This window comes from Sphingobium sp. Cam5-1 (assembly GCF_015693305.1).
Classification (GTDB): Bacteria; Pseudomonadota; Alphaproteobacteria; order Sphingomonadales; family Sphingomonadaceae; genus Sphingobium.
Genome location: NZ_CP065138.1, coordinates 1,472,090 through 1,496,555 on the forward strand (window position 1 = coordinate 1,472,090; position 24,466 = coordinate 1,496,555).

At 61.7% G+C, this 24,466-nt stretch carries 21 protein-coding genes; 7 read left to right on the forward strand and 14 right to left on the reverse strand.

The window, feature by feature from the left end:
• The first annotated feature begins 144 nt into the window (after window positions 1-144).
• Complete coding sequence (locus tag IZV00_RS07440) at window positions 145-339, forward strand: KTSC domain-containing protein (protein WP_196224077.1); 195 nt, start codon at window positions 145-147, stop codon at window positions 337-339.
• Here IZV00_RS07440 and glmS read toward each other — a convergent pair.
• The 3 genes from glmS to glmU all read right to left on the reverse strand — a co-directional run bounded on the left by glmS (window position 326) and on the right by glmU (window position 4,388).
• Entirely contained in the window at window positions 326-2,149 is a 1,824-nt protein-coding gene (gene glmS / locus IZV00_RS07445) for a glutamine--fructose-6-phosphate transaminase (isomerizing) (protein ID WP_196224078.1), read from the reverse strand. The two genes, IZV00_RS07440 and glmS, sit on opposite strands and share 14 nt — an antisense overlap.
• 92 nt (window positions 2,150-2,241) lie before the next feature.
• On the reverse strand, window positions 2,242-3,054 hold the full coding sequence (locus tag IZV00_RS07450; RefSeq protein ID WP_230463351.1) for a metallophosphoesterase: 813 nt from the start codon (window positions 3,052-3,054) through the stop codon (window positions 2,242-2,244).
• A 41-nt stretch (window positions 3,055-3,095) separates the two neighbouring features.
• Entirely contained in the window at window positions 3,096-4,388 is a 1,293-nt protein-coding gene (gene glmU, locus IZV00_RS07455) for a bifunctional UDP-N-acetylglucosamine diphosphorylase/glucosamine-1-phosphate N-acetyltransferase GlmU (RefSeq protein WP_443020075.1), read from the reverse strand.
• A 155-nt stretch (window positions 4,389-4,543) separates the two neighbouring features.
• On the opposite strand from glmU, the gene IZV00_RS07460 reads away from it, so the two are divergent.
• Complete coding sequence (locus tag IZV00_RS07460) at window positions 4,544-5,212, forward strand: HAD family hydrolase (RefSeq protein ID WP_196224081.1); 669 nt, start codon at window positions 4,544-4,546, stop codon at window positions 5,210-5,212.
• Window positions 5,213-5,351: 139 nt separating this feature from the next.
• The gene (locus IZV00_RS07465) at window positions 5,352-6,524 is read left to right on the forward strand and encodes a GGDEF domain-containing protein (protein WP_196224082.1); all 1,173 of its coding nucleotides are present in this window, start codon (window positions 5,352-5,354) and stop codon (window positions 6,522-6,524) included.
• Window positions 6,525-6,577: 53 nt separating this feature from the next.
• On the opposite strand, the gene lpdA is transcribed toward IZV00_RS07465, so the two are convergent.
• The 10 genes from lpdA to IZV00_RS07515 all read right to left on the reverse strand — a co-directional run bounded on the left by lpdA (window position 6,578) and on the right by IZV00_RS07515 (window position 19,466).
• Window positions 6,578-7,978, reverse strand: coding sequence for a dihydrolipoyl dehydrogenase (gene lpdA / locus IZV00_RS07470; RefSeq protein ID WP_196224083.1), 1,401 nt, complete (start codon window positions 7,976-7,978; stop codon window positions 6,578-6,580).
• 134 nt (window positions 7,979-8,112) lie between these two features.
• A complete protein-coding gene (gene odhB, locus IZV00_RS07475) occupies window positions 8,113-9,360 on the reverse strand; it encodes a 2-oxoglutarate dehydrogenase complex dihydrolipoyllysine-residue succinyltransferase (RefSeq protein WP_196224084.1) in 1,248 nt (415 codons plus the stop codon).
• Between the two features lie 8 nt (window positions 9,361-9,368).
• Complete coding sequence (locus IZV00_RS07480) at window positions 9,369-12,164, reverse strand: 2-oxoglutarate dehydrogenase E1 component (RefSeq protein ID WP_196224085.1); 2,796 nt, start codon at window positions 12,162-12,164, stop codon at window positions 9,369-9,371.
• Between the two features lie 87 nt (window positions 12,165-12,251).
• A complete protein-coding gene (gene sucD / locus IZV00_RS07485; RefSeq protein ID WP_196224086.1) occupies window positions 12,252-13,136 on the reverse strand; it encodes a succinate--CoA ligase subunit alpha in 885 nt (294 codons plus the stop codon).
• A 98-nt stretch (window positions 13,137-13,234) separates the two neighbouring features.
• Window positions 13,235-14,197 (reverse strand): malate dehydrogenase, encoded by a 963-nt coding sequence (mdh, locus tag IZV00_RS07490; RefSeq protein ID WP_196224087.1) that lies wholly within the window; start codon window positions 14,195-14,197, stop codon window positions 13,235-13,237.
• A 270-nt stretch (window positions 14,198-14,467) separates the two neighbouring features.
• Window positions 14,468-15,580 (reverse strand): cell division protein ZapE, encoded by a 1,113-nt coding sequence (zapE, locus tag IZV00_RS07495; protein ID WP_196224088.1) that lies wholly within the window; start codon window positions 15,578-15,580, stop codon window positions 14,468-14,470.
• Entirely contained in the window at window positions 15,577-16,038 is a 462-nt protein-coding gene (locus tag IZV00_RS07500; RefSeq protein ID WP_230463133.1) for a PaaI family thioesterase, read from the reverse strand. The genes zapE and IZV00_RS07500 overlap by 4 nt, the downstream gene beginning before the upstream one ends.
• A gap of 4 nt (window positions 16,039-16,042) precedes the next feature.
• A complete protein-coding gene (locus IZV00_RS07505; protein ID WP_196224089.1) occupies window positions 16,043-16,831 on the reverse strand; it encodes a succinate dehydrogenase iron-sulfur subunit in 789 nt (262 codons plus the stop codon).
• 271 nt (window positions 16,832-17,102) lie between these two features.
• Window positions 17,103-17,885 carry a nucleotidyltransferase family protein gene (locus IZV00_RS07510; protein ID WP_196224090.1) on the reverse strand — a complete coding sequence of 261 codons (783 nt, stop codon included), beginning with the start codon at window positions 17,883-17,885 and terminating at the stop codon, window positions 17,103-17,105.
• A 48-nt stretch (window positions 17,886-17,933) separates the two neighbouring features.
• A complete protein-coding gene (locus IZV00_RS07515; protein ID WP_196224091.1) occupies window positions 17,934-19,466 on the reverse strand; it encodes a M23 family metallopeptidase in 1,533 nt (510 codons plus the stop codon).
• A gap of 228 nt (window positions 19,467-19,694) precedes the next feature.
• Between IZV00_RS07515 and IZV00_RS07520 the strand changes: the two genes are divergently transcribed.
• The 4 genes from IZV00_RS07520 (at window position 19,695) to IZV00_RS07535 (ending at window position 23,856) form a co-directional block, all read left to right on the forward strand.
• Window positions 19,695-22,298: a helicase-related protein gene (locus IZV00_RS07520; RefSeq protein WP_196224092.1), complete on the forward strand. Its 2,604-nt coding sequence runs from the start codon at window positions 19,695-19,697 to the stop codon at window positions 22,296-22,298.
• Window positions 22,291-22,587 (forward strand): RNA-binding S4 domain-containing protein, encoded by a 297-nt coding sequence (locus tag IZV00_RS07525; RefSeq protein WP_196224093.1) that lies wholly within the window; start codon window positions 22,291-22,293, stop codon window positions 22,585-22,587. The genes IZV00_RS07520 and IZV00_RS07525 overlap by 8 nt, the downstream gene beginning before the upstream one ends.
• Window positions 22,588-22,671: 84 nt before the next feature.
• A complete protein-coding gene (gene fdxA, locus IZV00_RS07530; RefSeq protein ID WP_196224094.1) occupies window positions 22,672-23,010 on the forward strand; it encodes a ferredoxin FdxA in 339 nt (112 codons plus the stop codon).
• Between the two features lie 318 nt (window positions 23,011-23,328).
• Window positions 23,329-23,856, forward strand: a complete 528-nt coding sequence (locus tag IZV00_RS07535) for a CarD family transcriptional regulator (protein ID WP_097091261.1) — start codon at window positions 23,329-23,331, stop codon at window positions 23,854-23,856.
• A 121-nt stretch (window positions 23,857-23,977) separates the two neighbouring features.
• On the opposite strand, the gene IZV00_RS07540 is transcribed toward IZV00_RS07535, so the two are convergent.
• Window positions 23,978-24,220, reverse strand: a complete 243-nt coding sequence (locus IZV00_RS07540) for a hypothetical protein (protein WP_196224095.1) — start codon at window positions 24,218-24,220, stop codon at window positions 23,978-23,980.
• Between the last annotated feature and the right edge of the window lie 246 nt (window positions 24,221-24,466).

The window sequence follows — 24,466 nt, forward strand, 5'->3', positions numbered from 1 at the left end:
GGCATCTCGGTCGATAGCGCTCGACCTAGCCTCACGAGATCCCAGCTTCTCGCTGGGATGACAGAGGAAGGCCGGCTGCACCGGGATCGAACCCACCCCTCTCGAACATGGAAACATCTTCAGCCATTGATCATTACATAAGCCGTGCCATCAACAGCCATCCGCCATTTCCACTATGACACGGCCGAACACCGGCTGGACGTCCAGTTCGTCAGCGGAAAGCGTTACAGCTATTTCGATGTGCCGGAAAATCTGGCTGCGGAGATGACCAAAGCGACCTCGAAGGGCGGCTTTTTCAACCACCACATCCGCGACCGCTTTCCCTTCACTCGACGGTGACGGATTTGGCCAGATTGCGCGGCTGATCGACATCGGTCCCCTTCACCACCGCCACATGATAGGCCAGCAACTGCACCGGCACCGCATAGACCATCGGTGCGATCAGCGGATGGACCTTGGGCATGGTGATCGTAGCGATGCAGCCTTCGCCCGCCGCCTTCACGCCGTCATAGTCGGAAATCAGCACCACCTTGCCGCCGCGCGCCTGCACTTCCTGCATGTTGCTGACGGTCTTTTCAAACAGCGGCCCGCTCGGCGCCAGAACGATCACCGGCACCTTGTCATCGATCAGCGCGATTGGCCCATGCTTCATCTCGCCGGCGGCATAGCCTTCGGCGTGGATATAGCTGATTTCCTTGAGCTTCAGCGCCCCTTCCAGCGCCAGCGGATAGTCCGGCCCCCGGCCCAGATAAAGCACGTCCCGCGCGCCAGCGATCAGGTGCGCCATGCCTTCGATCGACTCGTCATAAGCCAGCGCGCCGTTGAGAGCGGCGGGCGCTTCGGCGAGGTGACGGACCAACTCCTTCTCCGCCTTGGCATCCAGCCGCCCCTTGGCCCGCGCCAGGTTCGCCGCGAACGCCGCCAGCACCGCCAGCTGGCAGGTAAAGGCCTTGGTCGACGCGACGCCAATTTCCGGCCCGGCATGGGTGGGTAGCAGCAGGTCCGCCTCACGCGCCATCGTGCTGGTGGGCACATTGACGACCGCCGCGATTTTCTGCCCCTCGCTACGGGCATGGCGCAACGCGGCCAGCGTATCAGCGGTTTCGCCCGACTGGCTGATGACGATCATCAACCCGCCATCCTCCATCACCGGCGCGCGGTAGCGGAACTCGCTTGCCACATCGATATCGACGGGGACGCGGGCAAATTGCTCGACCCAATATTTGGCGACCATTCCGGCATAATAGCTGGTGCCGCACGCGACGATGGTGACGCGGCGGATCGCCCCCAGGTCAAAATCCGGAATAGGCAGCGACACCCGGTCCTCCATCCGCTGAAGGTATGACTTCAGCGTCTGGGCGACGACGACCGGCTGCTCGTAAATCTCCTTGAGCATATAGTGGCGATGATTACCCTTGGAGATCAGCTCGCCGGTCACCCCTGAAATAGTGATCGGCCGCTCAACAGGATTGTTGTCCTTGTCAAAAATCTCCGCACCCTCTGCGGTGATGACGACCCAGTCACCCTCTTCCAGATAGGCGATGCGCTGGGTCAAAGGCGCCAGCGCCAGCGCGTCGGAGCCCAGATAGGTCTCACCCTCGCCATAGCCCACGACCAGCGGCGACCCCAGCCGCGCGCCGATCAGCATGCCGGGATGGCTGCGGAACAAGATAGCCAGCGCAAATGCACCATGCAGGCGGGGCAGCACTTGCTCCACCGCGTCCTTCGGCGAAGCGCCCTGCTCCACCAGCTCGCTCACCAGATGCGCAACAACCTCCGTATCCGTTTCGCTATCGAAACGACGTCCACGGCTGGTCAGTTCTTCCCGCAGTGGCTTGAAATTCTCGATGATCCCATTGTGCACCAGCGCCACTTCATTGGTCGCATGCGGATGCGCGTTGCTCGTCGTCGGCGCCCCATGCGTCGCCCAGCGGGTATGCGCGATCCCGGTCGTCCCCGGCAGCGGATTATCCGCCAATTCCTTCACGAGATTGGCGAGCTTCCCCTCGGCCCGCCGCCGTTCGATCGCGCCCTCATAAACGGTCGCGACACCCGCGCTGTCATAGCCGCGATATTCCAGGCGCCTCAGCCCATCGACCAAACGCTCCGCCACATCGTCCTTACCGATGATCCCGATGATACCGCACATGAATCCTGAGCCTCAAAGCTATGCAAACAAACGACCAACCCGTTTCGCGCCCACCTATGCCATGATCGACGGAACAGCGACAGGGTAGACAGTCATTCTGGACGAATTGTAACCAACCAGACATCTGGCGGTGAAAGCAGCCTGATCGGCAGCCCACTGGTGCCGATCCCCGCCGATACGACCATGGATTTCGCATCGTCACGATAGACGCCACAAGCATAGCGGGTGCCGAAGCGGGACGGCACATAGACAATCCCAGCAAAGGGCAGCGCCACCTGACCACAATGCGTGTGCCCGACCATCGCCAGCAACGGCCTGTCGGGCAGGGAGGGGAAAACGTCTGGCCCGTGGGAAAGCACTATCTGCGCGCCGCCCATATCCTCCATCTTGTGTAACACGGCAGGGACATCCGGGCGGTCGGTGTAAATGTCGCGCAACCCGCCGATCACCAGCGGCCCCCGGCGCACGGTCTGATCGGTCAGAAGGGTGATCCCGATCCGCCGAAAAAGGGCGCGCCATTGGGTGCGACTGATCTTCGCGTAACGCCGCGCGTCGTGATTGCCGAGTACCGCCACCACACCCATCGGCGCACGAAGAGCGGAAAAAGACGCGATACTCGCTTGCGGATCATAAACCGCACCGCCCTTATGATCGCCGATATAGTCCCCGCCCAGCAGGATAAGATCGGGCTTCAGGCCGTTCACCTGGCGCACGATCCGCGCCATTCTTTCGGGGCTGTTATCCGGTCCCGACAGATGGGTATCGGTCATCAGTGCGACCGTCACCGGCCGCCGCGGCGCGCCTTCCGGAAATGGCAGCGCAATGTCTATCCGGCGCACCACGGGCGTGGCCCGCGCATTAGCGATAAGCCAGATGCAAGAGGCCGCCGCGATCAGGCCCAGCATCAGCAGCGCCCAAAGGCACACTCCACAACCGGACGGGGACTTCACTTGGCCGCTTTGCGCGCCTGCATTCCAGCGCGGAAGCGCGCCGCCCATCCGGGCTTGCCCTCCTGCGCGGGCCGGACGAGGCAAAGAGCGTCCGCCTCCACCTCCTTAGTCACCACGCTCCCTGCGCCGACGATCGCGCCTGCCCCGATCTTGACCGGAGCGACCAGCGCGCTGTTGGAGCCGATGAACGCGCCCGCGCCGACTTCCGTCTTATATTTTAAAAAGCCGTCATAGTTGCAGGTGATCGTACCCGCGCCGACATTGGCGCCTGCCCCGATCGTCGCATCGCCAATATAGGACAGGTGATTGACCTTCGCGCCTTCGCCCAGCTCCGCCTTTTTGATTTCGACGAAATTGCCGACCTTCGCCTTTGCGCCAATTTGGGCTCCGGGACGCAGTCGCGCATAGGGGCCGATCTCAGCACCCTTGGAGATGGTTGCGCCCTCAATGTGCGAGAAGGCGCGGATGGTCACATCATCAGCCACCGTCACACCCGGCCCGAATACGACATTGGGCTCGACCATGACATCGCGGCCCAGTTCAGTATCATGCGCGAAGAATACGGTTTCCGGCGCCACCAGCGTCACGCCATCGCGCATCGCCTCGCTACGCCGCCGGTCCTGCCAGGCAGCCTCGATCACCGCCTGCTCCGCACGGCTGTTCACGCCAGCCACTTCCCAAGCCTCGGTTTCGATGACGGCACTTTGAGCGCCGGGCAGCATGATGATGTCGGGCAGATAATATTCGCCTGCCGCATTGTCGTTGCCGATCTTGTCGAGCAGGACAAAAAGGTCGGTCGATCGCACAGCCATAAGTCCGGAGTTGCACAGCGTCACGGCTCGTTCGGCCGCGTCGGCATCCTTATATTCGACCATCTTGTCGATGATGCCCTGCCCACTGGTGATGATCCGCCCATAGGCGCCCGCATCCTCCGGTCTGAAGCCCAGCACCACCGCGCGCAGGTCATCACCCAGGTTGAGGCGGTCCAGCATCGCCCGCATGGTCTCCGCCCGCACAAGCGGCACATCCCCATAGAGGATCAATATGTCACCCGCGAAACCGGCAAGGGCGTCATGCGCCTGGGCAACCGCGTGGCCAGTTCCCAACTGCTGCTGCTGCACGGCGATCACCGCACCTGTTCCGGCGACAGCGGCTTCCACTTGCTCGCGGCCCGCGCCGACCACGACGACCTGCCGCTCGGGCTGAAGCTCCGCGACACTGGCCAGCAGGTGCAGCAACATTGGCCGCCCCGCGACCGGATGAAGCACCTTGTGCTTGGCTGACTTCATGCGCGTGCCCTGCCCGGCGGCAAGGATGATGACGGCGAGTGGGCGGGTGGCGGTCACGGCGGAACGCGTCCTCTTTGGCAGGAAGGTTATGAATCTGATCGCTCTCTGCCACGTTTGCCTTGCCTTTGCCACCGGAGAGGCCGCATGAGCCGCGCATGACCAGCATTCCCTTCGATATAGTGGGTTTCGACCTCGACGGCACCTTGCTCGACACGAGCGGCGACCTCGCTGCGGCAGTCAATTATGCGATCGCGACGGATGGCCGCCCGCCTTTTCCCGTCGATGCCATCCGCCCGTTCGTGGGCAAGGGCGCGAAAGTCATGCTGGAACGGGCGCTAACCGCATCGGGCGGCTATGATGACGCCCTGCTGGCTCGGATGCTGCCGACATTGCTCGATTATTATGAGCAGAATCTCGCCATCCATTCGGTTCCCTATCCCGGCCTCATGGGCGCCATGGAGGCATTGGACAGGGCAGGCGTGAAACTCGCGATCTGCACGAACAAGGCTGAACGATTCACCATTCCCCTGCTCCATCAGATCGGCCTTTCCGAACGTTTCGTCAGCGTCATCGGCGGCGACACGCTTGGCGTAGCAAAGCCGGACCCAGCGCCGATCCACGAGATGATCGCGCGCGCTGGCGGCGGCCGCACGATATTCCTGGGCGACACGATCAACGACATCGCGGGCGCTCGCAACGCGGGTATACCAAGCGTAGCGGTCAGCTTCGGCTTCCTCGACGGCCCCGTCGAACAATTGGAAGCAGACGCGGTCATAGATCATTTCGATGAACTGACGCCGCTTCTCGAAGGTTGGCCAGGCTGATCGTCGGTCCTTTGATCCATAGCGGATGAACATCTCGTCGATTTTGGAAGTATTTTTTAAACAAAGGCTTATACCGCCGCCCCAACGGCGGCTTCGTGCCTGCCGATCCTCCGGGTAACAACAGGTAAAGGCAGTCAGCATGGGAGAAAATTTCGCTTTCTTCCTGCCGATCATGATGGCCAGCTTTGGCATCGCGTTCCTGATCATCTGTAATTGGCATGTGCGGGCCGCTGCTTGGTGGAGCGCGGCCTTCTTCTGCGTCGCCGCGGGATTTGCGGCACCCGTCGGTTTTGCCGCGATGCCAGACCCTGTCTGGAGCATTATTGCCGATCTGCTGTTTGCCACCGGGTTCCTGCTTTTCGGTCAGGCCCTGTTGCAACGTTGGCGACCATCCTGGCTTCTGACGGCACGGCTGATGATCTGGGGCGGCTCGATCCTGCTGTGCATCCTCGCCTATGCGATGGACAATCTGCCGCTCGAGCTGGTCGCCTCCGACTTTGGCTGCTTTCTCCTGATCGGACTTCCGCTTGTCGCGGCGAAGAACCACTTGCGTACGGGGGCCGATCGGACGTTGTTCGCCGCTGCATCGCTCGTCGCATTGGATAATTTCGTTCGCGGCACCACTGTCCCGCTCACGCTGTCGGAGAATGGCGACTTCCTCACCAGCGACTATGCCTTTTTGATGCAAGCGCTTGCATGCATATTCGGCTTGTTTCTCGCGTTCGCTGCTCTTGCGACGCAGGTGATCGACATACTGAGTCGCTATCAGCGGGAGGCCATGGTCGATCCGCTATCCGGCCTCTTCAATCGTCGAGGATTCGATGATGCCATACAGCGTAGGCAATCGGATGGGCTGCCCGCAGGAAGTCTCATTGTCTGTGACATCGACCATTTCAAGACCATCAACGACGAATATGGTCACGCATCCGGCGACCAGGTGATCAAGATGCTGTCTCGCCTTTTGACCAAAATCGCTCCGGAGTGCGCGGTTGTGGCCCGCTTCGGTGGAGAGGAATTCGTCCTGTTCCTACCGGGCATCAATGCAGCACATGCGGCGGAGATCGCGAACAAGCTGCGCGAAGGCTTCACCGCAACGATGGCAACACAACTGCGGCTCAACCGTCCACTGACAGCCAGCTTTGGCCTATCGACCACTCAACGTAGCGACACGTCAATCCACGACACCATCGCTCGCGCGGACGAGGCGCTCTATGACGCAAAGGCGCGTGGCCGGAACCGCGTCTGCATCCGGCGCGCGCTATCCTCGCCAACCATAGCGGCGGCGTCCACGCCACGCATCGCCCGCGCCTGAAAAGCAGAAGGGCCGCACAGCGGCGGCCCTTTCAACTTCGCCAAAGGCGCCGATCACATATGGATCGGCTTGCCCATGACAGCCATTGCGGCTTCCTTGATCGCTTCGCTATGCGTCGGGTGCGCGTGGCAGGTATAGGCGATATCCTCGCTCGATGCGCCGAATTCCATCGCCTGTGCCGCCTGCGCGATCATCGTGCCGGCCACAGTCGCGATGATCCACACGCCCAGAACCCGGTCGGTTTCCGCATCGGCGATCACCTTCACAAAGCCATCAGGCTCGTGATTGGTCTTGGCGCGGCTGTTCGCCATCATCGGGAACTTGCCGACCTTGACCGCGCCGCGCTCCTTGGCGGCTTCCTCGGTAAGGCCGACGCCTGCAATCTCAGGCTTGGTATAGACCACCGACGGGATCACCGCATGGTTCACGATCCCGGTCAGCCCGGCGATATTCTCCGCAACGGCGATGCCCTCGTCCTCAGCCTTGTGCGCCAGCATCGGGCCGGGGATCACATCGCCGATGGCCCAAACACCGGGGACCTTGGTCGCAAAGTCATGATCGGTTTCGATCTGCCCGCGCGCATTCAGCTCAAGGCCGATCTTGTCCAGACCCAGCCCGTCGGTATTGGGACGGCGGCCGATCGACACCAGCACAACATCGGCCTCGATCGTCTCCGAAGCCCCGCCTGCGGCAGGCTCAACCGTCAGGCTGACACCCTTCTTATGCGCCTTGGCGCCCGTGACCTTGGTGCCGAGCTTATATTCAAAGCCCTGCTTCTTGAACATCTTGTTCGCTTCCTTGCGAACCTCGCCATCCATGCCCGGCAGGATCTGGTCAAGAAATTCGACCACCGTCACCTTCGAGCCCAGACGGCGCCAGACCGAACCCAGTTCCAACCCGATGACGCCCCCGCCGATGACGACGAGGTGATCCGGAACCTTGTCCAGTTCCAGAGCGCCGGTTGAATCGACGATCAGGCCCTTGTCGTTGTCCACTTCGACGCCCGGCAGCGGCGTCACGGAGGAACCTGTCGCGATGATGATGTTCTTCGCGGTCACGGCCTTGCCCGCGACATCGACCGTATTCGCGCCGGTAAAGCTCGCGCGCCCCTTCAACCAGTCGACCTTGTTCTTTTTGAACAGGAATTCGATGCCGCCCGTCAGGCCCTTCACGGCATCCTTGCGCTGGCCTTGCATGGTATCCAGATCAAGGCTCATCTTGTCGATCTTAACGCCCAGCTTTGCGAGCGCGCCGCCTGCGGCCTCCTCATAAAGCTCCGACGCGTGCAGCAGCGCCTTCGATGGAATGCAGCCGACATTCAAACAGGTGCCGCCCAGTGTCTCACGGCTCTCGGCGCACGCAGTCTTGAGACCCAATTGAGCCGCGCGGATGGCCGCGACATAGCCCCCCGGACCCGCGCCGATCACCAGGACGTCATAATCGAAGTCAGCCATCTCAATCTCCGTTCGCCCTTGTTCCGAGCCGCTTGTCTCGTCCCAACCTGTCAAAGGGCATTACTTTTTCTTTCGTCCCCTAGAAAGGACAGGGCTTCGACAGGCTCAGCCCGAACGGAATGAAAGGCTGATCTTTAGAGGTCGATCAGCAGACGGGTCGGATCCTCGATCGCGTTTTTGACAGCGACCAAGAAGGTCACCGCTTCACGGCCATCGATCAGGCGATGGTCGTAGCTGAGCGCCAGATACATCATCGGACGGATGACGATCTGGCCGTCCCGGACGACCGGACGGTCCTCGATGCGGTGCAGGCCCAGAACAGCCGACTGCGGCGGATTGATGATGGGGCTCGACAGGAGCGAACCAAAGACGCCGCCATTGGAGATGGTGAAGGTTCCGCCCTTCATATCTTCCATGGTCAGCGTGCCTTCCTTGGCCTTCTTGCCAAAGCCGCCAATCGTCTTTTCGATTTCGGCGACGCTAAGGCTTTCAGCGTTGCGGATCACCGGCACGACCAGACCGTTCGGGGCCGACACGGCCACCGAAATATCGGCAAAGTCGTTATAGACGATCTCATCGCCTTCGATCTGCGCGTTGACGCCCGGAATGTCGCGCAGCGCCATACAGACGGCCTTGGTGAAGAAGCCCATGAAGCCCAGGCGGACGCCATGCTTCTTCTCGAACAGGTCCTTATATTTCGCGCGCGCTTCGATGACATTTGTCATGTCGACGTCATTATAGGTAGTGAGCAGCGCCGCGTTATTCTGCGCTTCCTTCAGGCGTTTGGCGACCGTCTGGCGGAGACGCGTCATCTTGACGCGCTCCTGACGTCGGCTCGGGCCAGCAGCAGGCGCCTCGGCAACAGGCGCAACAGCCGGTGCCGACGCCGTTGCCTTGGCCGTGCCCGCAGCCACGGCAGCCATCACATCATCCTTCGTCAGGCGGCCATCCTTGCCGGTGCCCTTGATCTTGCTCGGGTCCAGCCCATGCTCCAGAACAAGGCGGCGAACGGCAGGAGACAGCGTCAGGTTGCCGCCCTCCTCCTCATCAGCCGGTGACGAAGCTACCGGAGCTGGCGTTGCAGCCTCTGCTTTTGCAGCCGGGGCGGGAGCCGGTGTGGACGCAGGCGCAGCAGCAGCAGCGGCGCCCTCGTTGATCATCGCCAGCAGTGCGCCGACATTCACCGTGTCGCCTTCCTTGGCGATGATGTCGCCCAGGGTTCCCGCGACCGGTGCGGGCACGTCCACCGCCACCTTGTCGGTTTCCAGGCTGACGATCGGCTCATCGGCCTTCACCGCCTCGCCGGGCTTCTTCAGCCACTGGCCAACGGTCGCTTCGGTAACGGATTCGCCCAGCGTAGGGACTTTGACTTCAGTTGCCATGAGCTGTGTCAGCCTTTCTTCTGGCGGCGGATTTCTTCACGAACGCTGTGACCCAGCGCATCGGCTACAAGGGCGCCTTGTTCGGCGACATGGCGCTTGGCGAGGCCCGTCGCAGGCGAAGCAGCAGCCTTGCGGCCCGCGTATCGCGCACGCATCGGCGCTTTGCCAGCAAGGCCCAGCGCTTCCTCGACATAAGGTTCGACGAAGAACCATGCGCCATTGTTGCGCGGCTCTTCCTGGCACCAGACCACCTCTTCCAGGTTGGTCATGCGCTTGATGCGCGTGGCCAACGCTTCGGTGGCGAAAGGATAGATCTGCTCGATACGAACGATCTGAACATCCTTGTCACCCGCCGCGTCGCGCGCCTCGAGCAGGTCGTAGAAGACCTTGCCGGAACACAGGACCAGACGCCGGGTGTCGGCATCTGCCGCGCCATTGGGATCGGACAAGATGCGCTTGAAGTGCGTCTCGCCCAGGAAGTCCTCGGCCTTGCTCACCGCCAGCTTGTGTCGCAGCAGCGACTTGGGCGCCATGACGATAAGCGGCTTACGGAAGGAGCGCAGCATCTGACGACGCAGGACATGGAAATAATTGGCCGGCGTCGTGATGTTGGCGACCTGAATATTTCCTTCCGCACATAGCTGAAGGAAGCGTTCCAGACGCGCCGAGCTATGCTCTGGCCCCTGCCCCTCATAGCCGTGAGGCAGCAGGCAAACGAGACCGTTCGAACGCAGCCACTTCGTCTCGGACGAGGCGATATACTGGTCGAACACGATCTGAGCGCCGTTGGCAAAGTCGCCGAACTGCGCTTCCCACAGCACGAGGCTCTTCGGATCCGCCAGCGCAAAGCCATATTCAAAGCCAAGCACGCCATATTCGGAAAGCGGCGAATCCAGCACCTCGAACCGGCCATGCGGCACGGTCGAAAGCGGGATATATTTCCGCTCGCTATCCTGATCGACCCAGACCGCGTGACGCTGACTAAACGTGCCGCGTCCTGAATCCTGACCCGACAAGCGGACGCCATAGCCTTCCGATAGGAGCGATCCGAAAGCGAGCGCCTCACCAGTGGCCCAGTCGAAATTCTGGCCCGACTTGAACATTTCCGCCTTGGCGTCGATCACGCGTTTGAGCGTCTTGTGGACGTTCAGACCTTCCGGAACCGTGCTTAGCGTCTTGCCCAGGCTGTCGAACAGCTTCTGACTGATCGCGCTTTCGACATTCTGACGCGACGTTTCCGCGTCGGCAGGCTTGTGCAAGCCCGACCAGCGACCGGCGAACCAGTCGGCCTTATTGGCCTTGTAGCTCTTGGCCGCCTCAAACTCTTCTTCCAGATGATTGACGAAGTCGCCCGTCACCTTGTTGACGAAATCATCGTCAACCACGCCTTCCGCCTTCAGCCGCGCCGAATACACATCGCTGACCGGAGGATGCTGGCGAATCTTCGCGTACATCTGCGGCTGCGTAAAGCTAGGTTCATCACCCTCATTGTGGCCGAAGCGGCGATAGCACCACATGTCGATCACGATGTCGCGATGGAAGGTCTGACGATATTCGATCGCCAGCTTGCACGCAAAGGTCACCGCCTCAGGATCGTCGCCATTGACGTGCAGGATCGGCGCCTGAACGCCCTTTGCCACGTCGCTCGGATAGGGCGAACCGCGCGAGAATTGCGGGCTCGTCGTGAAGCCGATCTGGTTGTTAACGATGAAATGGATGCAGCCGCCAGTATTATAGCCCGACACGCCGGAAAAGCCGAGACATTCCCAGACAATGCCCTGCCCAGCGAAGGCCGCGTCGCCGTGGATCAGCACAGGCAGCACCTGCTCATGCTTTTCCAGGTCATCGCGGAAGGTCTGCTGCGCGCGGACCTTCCCCAGAACCACTGGATCTACGGTTTCGAGGTGCGAAGGGTTGGGCACCAGCGACATATGCACCTTGATGCCGTCAAATTCGCGGTCGGTGGAGGTGCCGAGATGATATTTCACGTCACCCGAACCGCCGACATCCTCGGGGTTGGCGGTGCCGCCCGAAAATTCGTGGAAGATGACGCGAAAGCCCTTGGCCATCACATTGGCGAGGACGTTCAGGCGGCCGCGATGGGCCATGCCGTAAACGATCTCGCGCACGCCCAGCGCACCGCCATGTTTGATGATGGCTTCGAGCGCGGGGATCATGGACTCGCCACCATCCAGACCGAAGCGCTTGGTGCCGACATATTTGCGGCCGAGGAATTTTTCGTACTGCTCGCCCTGGATCACCTTGGACAGGATCGCCTTCTTGCCCTCGGGCGTGAAGTGGATTTCCTTGTCCTTGCCTTCCAGCCGGTCCTGAAGGAAGCGACGCTCTTCCACGTCGGCGATGTGCATATATTCCAGGCCGACATTGCCGCAATAATTCGCGCGCAGGATCGCCACGATCTCGCTGACGGTCGCATATTGCAGGCCGAGCGTGCCGCCCAGATAGATCTTCTTATCAAGATCGGTCAGGCCATGATATTCCGGCGTCAGGTCAGCCGGGAGGTCACGCTGGGTAAGCCCCAGAGGATCGAGATTGGCCGCCAGATGCCCGCGCACGCGATAGGTACGGATCAGCAGCTGCGCCCGGATGGCGTCATCGGCAGCGCCAGCCGCGTCAGCATCCGAAACCGCCTTGCCAGAAGCCTTGGCGGCAGCCTTCACCGCCACCTGCATCTGCGTCGGGTCGAGAGCGCCCGTCAGATCATCGGTGTCCGTCAGCGGCCAGTTGGAACGGACCCAGCTAGGTCCGCGCTCAGTCTCAAAATCCTGGTTTTCGTAACCCATCTCATGCGTCCCATGCCGACCGCGTGCAGTCGCGGAGCGGGGTAACAAGCGGCCGGGGTGCAGCCCGGCCGCCTTGCCTGCTTTGATTTAGCGCTTGAGCACTTCGACGAGCGTCGAGCCCAGCTCGGACGGGCTGGCCGCGACCTTGATGCCAGCCGCTTCCATCGCCGCGATCTTGCTTTCCGCGTCGCCCTTGCCGCCCGACACGATCGCACCGGCATGGCCCATGCGGCGGCCCGGAGGTGCCGTACGGCCCGCGATGAAGCCAGCCATCGGCTTCTTGCGCCCCTTCTTGGCTTCGTCGATCAGGAACTGAGCGGCTTGCTCTTCCGCGTCGCCGCCGATTTCGCCGATCATGATGATCGATTCGGTCGCGTCGTCGGCCAGGAACAGCTCCAGCACATCGATGAAGTTGGTGCCGTTGACCGGATCGCCACCGATGCCGACTGCCGTGGTCTGGCCCAAGCCCGCATTGGTGGTCTGGAACACGGCTTCATAGGTCAGCGTGCCGGAACGCGATACGACGCCGACCGAACCCTTGGAGAAGATCGAACCGGGCATGATGCCGATCTTGCATTCATTGGGGGTCAGGACGCCGGGGCAGTTCGGACCGATCAGACGCGACTTCGAACCCGACAGGGCACGCTTCACGCGGACCATGTCCAGCACCGGAATACCTTCCGTGATGCAGACGATCAGCGGGATTTCCGCATCGATCGCTTCCAGGATCGAATCGGCTGCGAACGGCGGCGGCACATAAATGACCGAAGCATCGGCGCCAGTCTTCGACTTGGCTTCGGCAACCGTGTCGAACATGGGAAGGCCGATATGGGTCGTGCCACCCTTGCCCGGCGTAACGCCGCCGACCATTTGCGTGCCATAGGCCAGCGCCTGCTCGGTGTGGAAGGTGCCGGTAGCGCCGGTCATACCCTGCGTAATGACCTTGGTGTTCTTGTTCACCAGAATGGACATGTCAGTCCCTTTACATTCTGTGGAGGTGGCACTTCAGGTGAAGGCGGCACACCCCAGGCTGCTCACTCACCTGGGGCATGTCGGTGCAGCTTGTCAGTTCAGGCGAGCGAAGGGTCGATGCCCTTGCAGGCTTCCAGCAGTTCCTTGACCGCGTCCACCGACACCTGAAGGTTCGCCTTGGCCTCGTCGTCCAACTCGATCTCGATCACCTGCTCGACACCATCCTTGCCGATGATCACGGGCACGCCGACATAGAGGTTGTCGACGCCATACTGGCCGGTCAGGTTCGCCGCGCAGGGCAGCAGGCGCTTCTGATCGAACAGATAGGCTTCAGCCATGGCGATGCCGCTGGTGGCGGGCGCGTAGAAAGCGGAACCAGTCTTGAGCAGGCCGACGATCTCACCACCGCCCGAGCGGGTGCGCTGAACGATGGCGTCGATGCGCTCCTTGGTGGAACGACCCTGCTTGATGAGGTCGGGGATGGGGATGCCGGCGACGGTCGAATATTCGACGACCGGAACCATCGTGTCGCCATGGCCGCCGAGAACGAAGCTGGTCACGTCCTTCACCGACACCTGGAATTCTTCGGCCAGGAAGTGGCTGAAGCGTGCGGAGTCGAGAACGCCCGCCATGCCGACGACCTTGTTGTGCGGCAGGCCGGAGAATTCGCGCAGCGCCCACACCATCGCGTCGAGCGGGTTGGTGATGCAGATGACGAATGCGTTGGGGGCGTTGTTCTTGATGCCCTCGCCCACCGACTTCATGACCTTGAGGTTGATGCCCAGAAGATCGTCGCGGCTCATGCCCGGCTTGCGGGCGACACCGGCGGTAACGATGATGACGTCGGCGTCCTTGATGTCGGCATAGTCGTTCGTGCCGATGATCTTCGAGTCGAAACCTTCGACCGGGCCGCACTGCGACAGGTCAAGCGCCTTGCCCTGAGGAACGCCTTCGACCACGTCGAAGAGGACGATGTCGCCCAGGCCCTTGAGAGCGGCGAGATGCGCAAGCGTACCACCGATATTGCCAGCGCCGATCAGCGCGATCTTCTTACGGGCCATATGCAATCATCCTCCAAGCACGGAAATTGGGATTGCCCGCCCGCTTAAGCCGATCTCATTAATGATTCAACCAACTAAACGGGGTTCGGGAGATTTATCTTTGCAATTCATTCGCAGTTGCATTAATAGCCTTTTCGCCCCTGTTCGTTACGCGCTTCTACCCTGGCGCTGACTTGTCCCGCAGCGGCCACCTGCCGGACGCTTCCTTTCACAAGGAGGCCTCCGGGCCATTTACAATGTGTTGAATGAGGGCGCCGCCGCGCCGAAACGCTATTTGGGGCCGTGCCCGAGGGCGAGATAGTCGTCCGACTGCATTTCCATCAGGCGCGAAACCGTGCGTTCGAATTCGAACGCGCCATCGCCGCGAGGATAAAGCTGGGCGGGCTCCGCATCGGCCGATGCGAGCAGCTTGACCTTATATTCGTACAAGGCGTCGATCAGCGTCACAAAGCGGGCGGCTTCGTTGCGGTTCTCAGGCCCCAGCACCGGGATGCCGACGAGGATGACAGTATGAAAGTGCCGCGCAATCGCCAAATAATCCGGCGCGCCGCGCGCCTCAGCGCACAGGCGCTTGAAGGAAAAAACCGCCACGCCCTTCAGGCTCTTTGGCACATGCAAGGTGCGCCCACCCTGCACCTTTAAGTCCTCCACAGGAACCTTTGCCCGATCCTCCACCGGATAGTCGGTAAGGCGGAAGAACGCCTCGGAAAGCGCCTTGGTCGCCGCTGGCCCGTTGGGCGAATGCCAAAGCTGCGCGTCGCCCAAACGGTCCAGCCGGTAGTCGATCGGTCCATCGAGGGTCAGGACGTCCAGCCGATCCTTGATGAGGTCGATGAACGGCAGGAAAAGCTGACGATTGAGGCCGTCCTTATAAAGTTCATCCGGCGCTCTGTTGGAGGTCGTGACGACTGTTACGCGCTTGTCCAGTAGACCAGTGAACAAGCGCGACATGATCGCCGCGTCCGCCATATTATTCACGACCATCTCGTCAAAGCAGAGCAGCCGCGCCTCTTCGGCGAGCGAGTCCACGACCGGAGGGATGGGATCGCCCTTTTCCGCCTTGCGAACCTCGGCAAGCCGTGCATGCACGTCGAGCATGAATTCGTGGAAATGGGCGCGCTTCTTGCGCTTGACCTGCACGGTGTCAAAGAACAGGTCCATCAGCATCGACTTGCCCCGGCCGACGCCACCCCACATGTAGAGACCGCGTGGCGGCTCAGGCGCCTTTCGCAGCAATTTCCACAAGGTCGATCCGCGAGGGGGAGCCGCTTCCAATTCCTGCTGAAGCGCGTTCAGCCGTGTTGCGGCGGCCTGCTGATCCGGATCAGGACGCAATTCCCCGGCCGCGACGAGCGCGCGATAACGCTCGATAACGCTGCTCATTTGGGGACCGGCACCTTACGCACGGTGGCTGTCGAGGAAGCGACCAGCCCGTCATCCTGATGCAGGGTCAGCCGCATGAAGAATAAGCGCCCGGTTTCCTGCAACACCTCAACATCGGCGCGCAGCGGCTGGCCGACTTTACCGGAGCCACAATATTGCATGGAAAGATCAACAGTGACGGCAGCCGCCTGCTCTGGACGCCCCATGGCGGCCAGCGCCGCAAAATAGGCATGGTCGGCAAAGGCCGCGAGAAAGCCGCCATGCAGCGCGCCATTCCGATTGGCGTGCGACTGGCGAGTTTCCAGCATCACAGTGGCACGGCGATCACCGTCACCTTGCGAATAGCTGGGGCCGACCGATGTGCCGAGGAATGTCTCCGGAACCGGATCATTCCAGCGCAGCCAGTCAGCCCAAGGGCCTTCCAGCACCAGGCTTACAGGGCCAGCATCATTGCTCACTGGATTAAAGCTGCCGTTCGACCATCATTTTCTTGGTCTCCGCGATGGCCTTGGCAGGGCTGAGACCCTTGGGGCAGACATTCGCGCAGTTCATGATGGTGTGGCAGCGATAGAGGCGGAAGGGATCTTCCAGCTCATCGAGACGCTCGCCAGTATATTCGTCACGGCTGTCAGCCAGCCAGCGATAGGCCTGAAGCAGGATGGCGGGACCAAGGAACTTGTCGGAGTTCCACCAGTAGCTTGGGCAGCTGGTCGAGCAGCAGGCGCACAGGATGCACTCATAGAGCCCATCCAGCTTTTCACGGTCTGCGGGCGACTGGAGCCGCTCCTTGCCGCTGGGCGCGGGACTGACGGTTTGCAGCCACGGCTTGATCGAATTGTACTGCGCATAGAAATGCGTGAAATCGGGGACGAGATCCTTGATCACATCCATGTGCGGCAGCGGCGTGATGCGCACTTCCTTGCCCGCGCACTCCTCGATCGAGGTGGTGCAGGCGAGGCCGTTCGTGCCGTTCATGTTCATCGAACAGGAACCGCAAATGCCTTCGCGGCACGAACGGCGGAAGGTCAGCGTCGGATCATATTCATTCTTGATCTTCAGCAGCGCGTCGAGAACCATCGGACCGCAATTGTCGAGGTCAATCTCGAACGTGTCATAGCGCGGATTCTGACCCGAGTCGGGATCGTAGCGATAGACCTTGAAGCTCTTGACGTTGCTTGCGCCGTCGGGAGCCTTGTGGGTCACGCCCTTACCGGAAATCTTGCTGTTCTTGGGCAGGGTGAATTCGGCCATGGTTTAAGATGTCCTCCGTCCGCGCCGATAATTATATGGGAGCGCGCGCCAGAGGCCCTTAGCGCCTCGTTCCGCCATTTGCTACCCATCAAAGCAGCAAAAGCATGAAGCGAGTTTTAGTGGTTAGAGCAGACAGTGGTTCATCTGGATCGCTCGACCCGTTCGGGCTGAGCTCGTCGAAGCCTTGTCCTTCCTCTCTGAAAAAGTAGAGCCCTTCGACAGGCTCAGGGCGAACGGTGTTCGATGTGGTGCAGATTTGCAGAGCGAAGCTTTACGCGTCGCCGTTCAATATCTGTTCGATCAGCACGACATCCTCAACCTTATCCGCGTCGATGCAGGCTTCCGCCTTGCGCATGGGCACCAGTCGGGCGACGAGGCCAAAGCGGCGGCCGATGCGCGCTATGCCGCCGCGCAGTGTTGAGAGGCGCAGTACGGCACCGAGCAAGGCGATCGGCCCGAATGCGGCCAATATCTTCCAACCCTTTTTGCGGTCCTGCTCCACCTCTTTCCAGAGGGCGATGACGGCGCGCGCCTTCACACTGCCGAACCAGAAGAGGTTGGCGCCGGACCACCAGCCGTCCCTGAATTTTAGCCAGGTCCGCCGCGACGAGGGATAGCGGGCAAGCAAGGTCGATCGTTCGACCATCGCCACCGCAATGTCGGCCCCTTCTGCCTCGGCCACAAATTGGTCGAGCATGGCGGCGTCGAGCAGAACATGATCCGCCGTGGTGACGAGCAACGGAAAAGGGAGGTCTGGCCGTTCCAGGAGGCCCAGCAATGTGGACGCTATGCCACTTCCGCTCTGTTCGAAGCGGACGCGCGGGTCTTCGCCGAGCCAGGCTGTGGCGGGATCGGCGCGATATAGCTCCGGCGTCTGGGTGAGAATGACGACTTGTCCGACCGATGGATGCGCAAGCAGCGCCCGCGCGGGGTAATTGATCATCGGCTCGCCCCCTACCGGCGCGAGAGGCTTGACCGCGACCCCGGCTGCCTGCGCCAGAGGATCGGAACCGGGGCGCGATCCGGCAAGCAGCAGGGCGGTGATTTTGGTCATGGAGGCGGGTTAGCGAAGCGGCCCAATTACGGGAAGCGGCTAAATGCTCTACAGGGTGGGCGCCGCAGCCTGTGGCTTGTTCTGCGCGATGGTCACCGGCACGCCGACGCGCAAGCTCTTCAACTGCCTCAGCCGGTTCCGGAAAGCCGCCAATTCTCCCCCGGCAAGCTGAGCCGTCGTGGTGAATTTGACAGAAAGCGGGTTCACCGTTCGGCCGCTGCGGTACAGTTCGTAATGGAGATGCGGGCCAGTCGAAAGGCCGCTTGAACCGACATAGCCGATCACCTGCCCCTGACGGACGCGCTGTCCATAGCGTGCGGCGATGCGGCTCATATGGGCATAGCCCGTGGCAAGGCCGTTGCCATGCTCTAGCCGGACATAATTGCCATGACCGCCATGCCGTCCCGAATAGGACACCACGCCATCGGTCGCCGCATAGATGGGCGAGCCATAGGCGGCGGCAAAGTCGATCCCCGCATGCATGCGGGTGTAACCGAGAATTGGATGGCGGCGCATGCCAAAGCCAGAGGACATGCGGCCCTGCACCGGCGCGGACAGCACGCCGCGCCGTTCCCCGACGCCGGATGCCTCGAACCATTGGCTGCGGCCATCGGTAGTCCATTTGAGCATGTCGATGCCCCGGCCGCTGGCGCGGTGCAGGCCAGCGAACAACAGGTCGCCTACTTCGACATCCCCGGTTGCCGCCCGGCGATATTCGGTGATGATGTCGTAACGATCTCCGCTGTGGATCGACCCCAGATCGACTTGCTGCGCAATGACACGCAGGAAGCTCTGGATCGCCTTGGGCGGTGCGCCAGCCGCGCGCGCGGATTGATAGATGCTGTCGCCGATCACGCCCTGAATGCGCAATGGCGTGTCATCGACATGGATAGGCGTGCGCTTCACTTGCAGCTGCCCGCCCACGCGATTGATCTCCAGCGCGAGGTCGAGCCGGGCGCGGAAGGCGAGATGGTCGAGCGGCCGGGGCATGTCGCGGCTGGCCCGGCGGCCAAGCACGATGCCGAGCGGCGTGCCCGGCTTCAGGCCCTTGGCTATGTCACCGCTGGCGAGCGCCATGACCTGAGCGGCGTCCGCATTGCTGACCCCTGCCCTCGCCAAGGCCCGGCCAAGCGAATCACTTCCACCTATCTGCGCGCGCAATTCGATCTGCGGACGTTCGGGCGTTTCGCGCAGAGGCTGGACGGCATCGGTCGGCCCCATGCGCCGTCCGCTGTCCGCGCCCATGGCGAGCGGCGTGATCATCTGGCTGCGCACTTCCTCGAACTGCGGCTGAGCGAGCAGCGGCTCCGGTTCGCCGGGCAGAGGTTGAAAACCAGGAGAGAGGTAAAGCGCCGATGCGCAAAGCCCAAAGCAGGTAGCAAGCCCGCGAAACCATGTACGGCTGCCCACTCGCTGGCCAAGATCGGGGACCAGTTCGACCTCATCAGCCCAGTCCCGCAGGCGGGTGCGCCAGTCACGCGCATCGGCGGTCGTAAACGGCCCCTTGCCGATGGCGTCAGTCACCCAAAGAGAAGCGGATGCGCCCCCCTGCTGAGGACTGAACTGGCTACCGTGAAACACTTGAAAAAGCCCCCCCAAGGGCTGAAATTTCGCCCGACCCCCGCCGCGCGTTCATGGGCATTGTTGTGAACGCATAGGGTTAAAGTCAAATAAAGACGGATTTTTTAACCTTGTTCACGCGACGAAACGTGCCCTTCAGCCGTTGAACAACGCAAGCTGCATAGCTCAAAGGAGAATCGCGCCCTTCCCCTTGCTCTCGCCGCCCTCATCCCCGACATAGAGAGGATCATGGCTCCATTCGCCCGATCGCCCGTCACAGCCGTGCTGGGTCCTACCAATACCGGCAAGACGCATTTGGCTGTCGAGCGCATGTGCGGTCATTCCAGCGGGATGATGGGCTTTCCGCTCCGATTGCTGGCGCGCGAAGTGTACGATCGGGTTGTCGCCATCAAAGGTCCGGGTCAGGTCGCGCTGATCACGGGGGAAGAGAAGATCGTCCCTCCGGGTGCGCTTTACTATCTCTGCACGGCCGAATCGATGCCCTTGGAGGGCGACTACGCCTTTGTTGCATTGGACGAGGCGCAACTGGGCTCCGATCCTGAGCGTGGGCACATCTTTACCGACCGACTGCTGCGGGCGCGTGGCCGGGAAGAAACGATGATCCTGGGGTCCGCCAGCATCGGCCGGGTGGTGAGAGCACTGGTGCCGGATGTGGAGATTGTCAGCCGCCCGCGCTTTTCCACGCTGTCCTATGGCGGGGCGAAGAAGCTGTCGCGGCTGCCGAAGCGATCGGCCGTCGTCGCTTTCTCGGCCGAGGAAGTCTATGCCGTGGCGGAAATGCTGCGGCGTTTTCGTGGCGGCGCTGCCGTCGTGATGGGGGCGCTGTCGCCCCGCACCCGCAATGCTCAGGTGCAGATGTTCCTGAACGGCGAGGTCGATTATCTGGTCGCGACCGATGCGATCGGCATGGGACTTAATCTCGACGTGGCGCATGTCGCCTTCGCTTCGTTGCGCAAGTTCGACGGGCGGCGGACGCGGCGGCTGACCGTATCGGAAATGGCCCAGATCGCGGGTCGAGCCGGGCGGCATCATAAGGACGGGACCTTCGGCAGCCTTGGCCATGAAGAAGGTGACGCGGCCTTCACGCCCGAAGAGATAGAGGCGATCGAAGCGCATCGCTTCCCTCCCGTCGAGCAGCTCTTCTGGCGCGAAGGGCAGCCACGCATGGACAGCATCGGCCGACTCATCATGGAGCTGGAGACGCGGCCCGACCGTGACGAATTGCGCGCGGCGCCCGAAGCGGTGGACCTGGCGGTGCTGCGGCGGCTGTCCGACGACCCGCTGGTCATCGACCGGGTTAAGGGGAAGAAGGCCGTCGAAAGGTTGTGGGCCGCATGTGGCCTTCCCGATTTTCAGAAGCTGGGCGCGGAACATCATGCGCGCACCGTGGGCCGTATCTGGCGGTTCCTGTCCGAGGATCAGGGCCACATTCCGCGCGACTGGTTCGCCCAGCAACTCGCGCGGCTCGATTCGTTGCAGGGCGACATCGATACGCTGTCGGGGCGGATCGCGGCCGCGCGCACCTGGTCCTATATCGCCCACCGCCCTGACTGGCTGGCGCATCCGGCGGAGATGGCAGAGCGGACGCGCGCTCTGGAGGAAAGGCTTTCCGACGCCCTGCATAGCGCGCTGACGCAGCGTTTTGTCGATCGCCGCACCGCTGTACTGTTGCGCGACATGGGGCAGGACGCCAGCAATCTGCCTGTCGATGTGGAGCAGGACGGGACGGTCTGCGTCGATGGTGAGACGATCGGGCGACTTGACGGATTTCGTTTCTCGGTCGATCCGGCTACGCGGCATCAGGACAGAAAGATGCTGCTGGCGGCGGCGGAACGCCGTCTTGGAAGGATATTACGAGTGAAGGCTGACGAATTGCTGGGCGCGCCCGACACTGATTTCGTGCTGATGGACGAGCCGGGACAGGCGCCGGGTATCGGTTGGCAGGGCAATGCCGTGGCGGCTCTGCTTGTCGGCCCGTCGCTGCTGGCGCCGGAAATCCGGCTTGATCGCGGCCTTCTGGCGCTTGGCCAGGATGTGCAGAAGCAGGTGCTCGCGCGCCTCACAAGCTGGGTGGAGGCGCAAAAGGAAAAGCATCTCCTGCCCCTCGTGAAGATGGCGGCCAGCGCGGCCGATCCGGCGGTTCCTGCGGTGGTGCGGGCGGTGTTCGCCCAACTGGCCGATGCTGGCGGCGTGATGACAAGGATCGATCTCGATTCGGCGCTTAACCACCTCGACAAGGACCAGCGTCACCTTCTGCGTCGTGCGGGCATCGATATCGGGGTGCTCGACATCTATCATCCGGGCCTTCTGAAACCCGGAGCGGCGCGATGGCGCGCGGCGCTGCTGGCGGCACGCATCGCCAAACCATGCCTTCCTTTGCCCCTGCCCGGCCTGACGCTTATCCCGACGGGTGAAAAGGCGGACCAGATGGGTGCCCGCATCGCTGGCTTCCGCGGCTTCGACGATCAGATGCTGCGAATCGACATGGCGGAACGCATGGCCCGCGCCGCCCATGAAGCGATCGCGAAGGGCGAGGCCTTCACCGCCCAAAGCCCGCAGATCGTCTCGCTAGGCCTTAACGAACCCGCTTTCCTGCAATTGATGCGCCTGGCTGGGTTCCGCCCCGTCGAGGCAGCTGCCGAAGGCGGCGCCAACTGGACATTTCGTGGCCGACAGAAGGCGCGGCCGGATCAGCAGCACGGCCGTGGCCCTAACCGGCGTAGCGCACCTGCGCGTGGCGCGCCTTCCCGCCCCGCTTCGACTGGCGCGGCGGCGCCAGCGAGCAACAATGCCTTTGCGGGCCTGGCGGAGCTTCTTGGCCGCAATGGCTGAAGCCGCGCCCCTCGGCAATCATGGACCGAGCCTGCGCATCGACAAATTCCTGTGGTTCGCCCGGCTAGCCAAAAGCCGGTCGGTGGCGCAGAAATTGGCCGAAGAGGGTCATATCCGCCTGAATGGCCGCCGCATCGAGCGCGCCCATTCGCCCGTGCGCGCGGGCGATCTCATCACATTTCCCCACCCCAGCGGGGTGCGCGTGGTCCGTGTCGTGGAGCTTCCGGGACGCAGGGGACCGGCGCCAGAAGCTCAGACCTGTTATGAGGAACTGAAGCTGGGCGATTAGGGAGACAAAAATATCCTCATTGACCTTCGCGCGCGCCGGGCATAGCAGGGCCGCCGCTGTCGAACCCCTATAGAGTGCTGATCCATGACCTATGTCGTGACCGACAACTGCATCCGCTGCAAATATATGGATTGCGTCGAGGTCTGCCCCGTCGATTGTTTCTACGAGGGCGAGAACATGCTGGTCATCAATCCCAACGAATGCATCGATTGCGGCGTGTGCGAACCTGAATGCCCTGCCGAAGCCATTCTGCCCGATACGGAAAATGGTTTGGAAAAGTGGCTGGAACTCAACACCAAATTCTCGGCTGAATGGCCCAACATCACCGTTAAGGGCGACGCCCCTGCCGACGCTGATGAAATGAAGGGCGTCGAGAACAAGCTGGAGAAGTTCTTCTCGCCCGAGCCCGGCTCTGGCAGCTGATCGGACGCTTCGGCGAGCGGGACGGCGTGTCCAGACGCTGAAGGTCCATCGTTTCCAATCATCATATTGATGCCAGATCGTCTCTGACGAACTACCCCTAGCGTTTCGGCATGAGGCTCACTCCCGGATTTTGCGTCTGGGGGTGGCAATTTTGTTACGAATCTGCTAAATAAGGGTCAAGAGGCGGAAACGGTCGCATTCCGTCCTGGAGTATTTGCTCATGTCCTGACGGTGGCGCCGTTTAATCCTCGGCTTGTGCTACTCTGCGCATCTGTGACGCGGCGATATCCGTCTCCGGTAGAATTAGAAAGGTTTCAAATGGCTGCCAAGGCGCTGTCCTTTGACGTTGGTGATTATGTTGTTTACCCCAAGCACGGTGTTGGCCGGGTGGTCGAGCTGCAAAAGGAGCAGATCGCGGGCATGGAATTGGAGCTTTACGTGCTCCGGTTCGAAAAGGAGCGCATGACGCTCCGCGTCCCGACCAACAAGGCCGAAGGCGTCGGCATGCGCAAGCTGTCGTCGAACAAAACCCTGGAAGAGGCCATCGAAACGCTGAAGGGCAAGCCGAAGGTCAAGCGCACCATGTGGTCGCGCCGCGCGCAGGAATATGAAGCGAAGATCAATTCGGGCGACCTGGTGTCGATCGCAGAAGTGACCCGCGACCTGTTCCGCGCCGACGATCAGCCTGAGCAGAGCTATTCCGAACGGCAGATTTTCGAAGCCGCGTCCAGCCGTCTCGCTCGCGAACTCGCCGCAATGGAAGAAACGGATGAGCCCAGCGCTCTCAAGAAAATCCTGCGCATTCTGAATGAAGCCGCACCGAAATATGCCAAGGTGGAAGGCTGATCTGAATTCAACCGAGCCGACAACGGCAGGTGAATGGATTTAGAAAGGGCGCTCCGATCGGGAGCGCCCTTTTTTATGCCTGTCACGTCCGGGCGACGGCTTTTGCGAAAGCCGTTCCTGCTTATTCACCCTTCGCGCTGTCGGCTGCATCCTTGGCGGCACTTCCCACATCGCTCGCGGCTTGGCCGACCTGCGTGGCAGCGCTCTCGACCGCGCTGTCCTTGCGCGTCTGGCTGCTAATCAGGAAAAAGGCGGCAATCGCCACCACCACTACCAGCAGCAGCACCGCTATTGCCGTGCCGCCACCGCCGCGCCGTTCAACTATCGTAGTCGTTGTCGCTGGACGCTCCTGATAATCGGCCATGAATGTCCTCCTCACCGTTACGCCACCCGCACGAATAATGCGCAATGGCGGAGGCGGTTCCTGCATCACCCTCAGTCGGCGCGACGACGTCTATTTCTCGCGCAGAGGCCGCAGAAGGCGCAGAGAAAATGTGCATTCCCGCGCGCGCTCTGAGCCTTTGCGGGCTCTGCGGGCTCTGCGGGCTCTGCGGGCTCTGCGGGCTCTGCGCGAATGATATTCACGCGGAGATGATGTTAAATATAAAGG

Coding starts and splice junctions, on each gene's coding strand:
- IZV00_RS07535 (WP_097091261.1), top strand. CDS start 23,329: ATGGCTGCCAAGGCGCTGTCCTTTGACGTTGGTGATTATGTTGTTTAC.
- sucD (WP_196224086.1), bottom strand. CDS start 13,136: ATGTCCATTCTGGTGAACAAGAACACCAAGGTCATTACGCAGGGTATG.
- mdh (WP_196224087.1), bottom strand. CDS start 14,197: ATGGCCCGTAAGAAGATCGCGCTGATCGGCGCTGGCAATATCGGTGGT.
- IZV00_RS07525 (WP_196224093.1), top strand. CDS start 22,291: ATGGCTGAAGCCGCGCCCCTCGGCAATCATGGACCGAGCCTGCGCATC.
- IZV00_RS07520 (WP_196224092.1), top strand. CDS start 19,695: ATGGCTCCATTCGCCCGATCGCCCGTCACAGCCGTGCTGGGTCCTACC.
- IZV00_RS07540 (WP_196224095.1), bottom strand. CDS start 24,220: ATGGCCGATTATCAGGAGCGTCCAGCGACAACGACTACGATAGTTGAA.
- zapE (WP_196224088.1), bottom strand. CDS start 15,580: ATGAGCAGCGTTATCGAGCGTTATCGCGCGCTCGTCGCGGCCGGGGAA.
- IZV00_RS07505 (WP_196224089.1), bottom strand. CDS start 16,831: ATGGCCGAATTCACCCTGCCCAAGAACAGCAAGATTTCCGGTAAGGGC.
- glmS (WP_196224078.1), bottom strand. CDS start 2,149: ATGTGCGGTATCATCGGGATCATCGGTAAGGACGATGTGGCGGAGCGT.
- IZV00_RS07510 (WP_196224090.1), bottom strand. CDS start 17,885: ATGACCAAAATCACCGCCCTGCTGCTTGCCGGATCGCGCCCCGGTTCC.
- IZV00_RS07465 (WP_196224082.1), top strand. CDS start 5,352: ATGGGAGAAAATTTCGCTTTCTTCCTGCCGATCATGATGGCCAGCTTT.
- IZV00_RS07450 (WP_230463351.1), bottom strand. CDS start 3,054: ATGCTGGGCCTGATCGCGGCGGCCTCTTGCATCTGGCTTATCGCTAAT.
- IZV00_RS07460 (WP_196224081.1), top strand. CDS start 4,544: ATGACCAGCATTCCCTTCGATATAGTGGGTTTCGACCTCGACGGCACC.
- fdxA (WP_196224094.1), top strand. CDS start 22,672: ATGACCTATGTCGTGACCGACAACTGCATCCGCTGCAAATATATGGAT.
- IZV00_RS07480 (WP_196224085.1), bottom strand. CDS start 12,164: ATGGGTTACGAAAACCAGGATTTTGAGACTGAGCGCGGACCTAGCTGG.
- lpdA (WP_196224083.1), bottom strand. CDS start 7,978: ATGGCTGACTTCGATTATGACGTCCTGGTGATCGGCGCGGGTCCGGGG.
- glmU (WP_443020075.1), bottom strand. CDS start 4,388: ATGAAGTCAGCCAAGCACAAGGTGCTTCATCCGGTCGCGGGGCGGCCA.
- odhB (WP_196224084.1), bottom strand. CDS start 9,360: ATGGCAACTGAAGTCAAAGTCCCTACGCTGGGCGAATCCGTTACCGAA.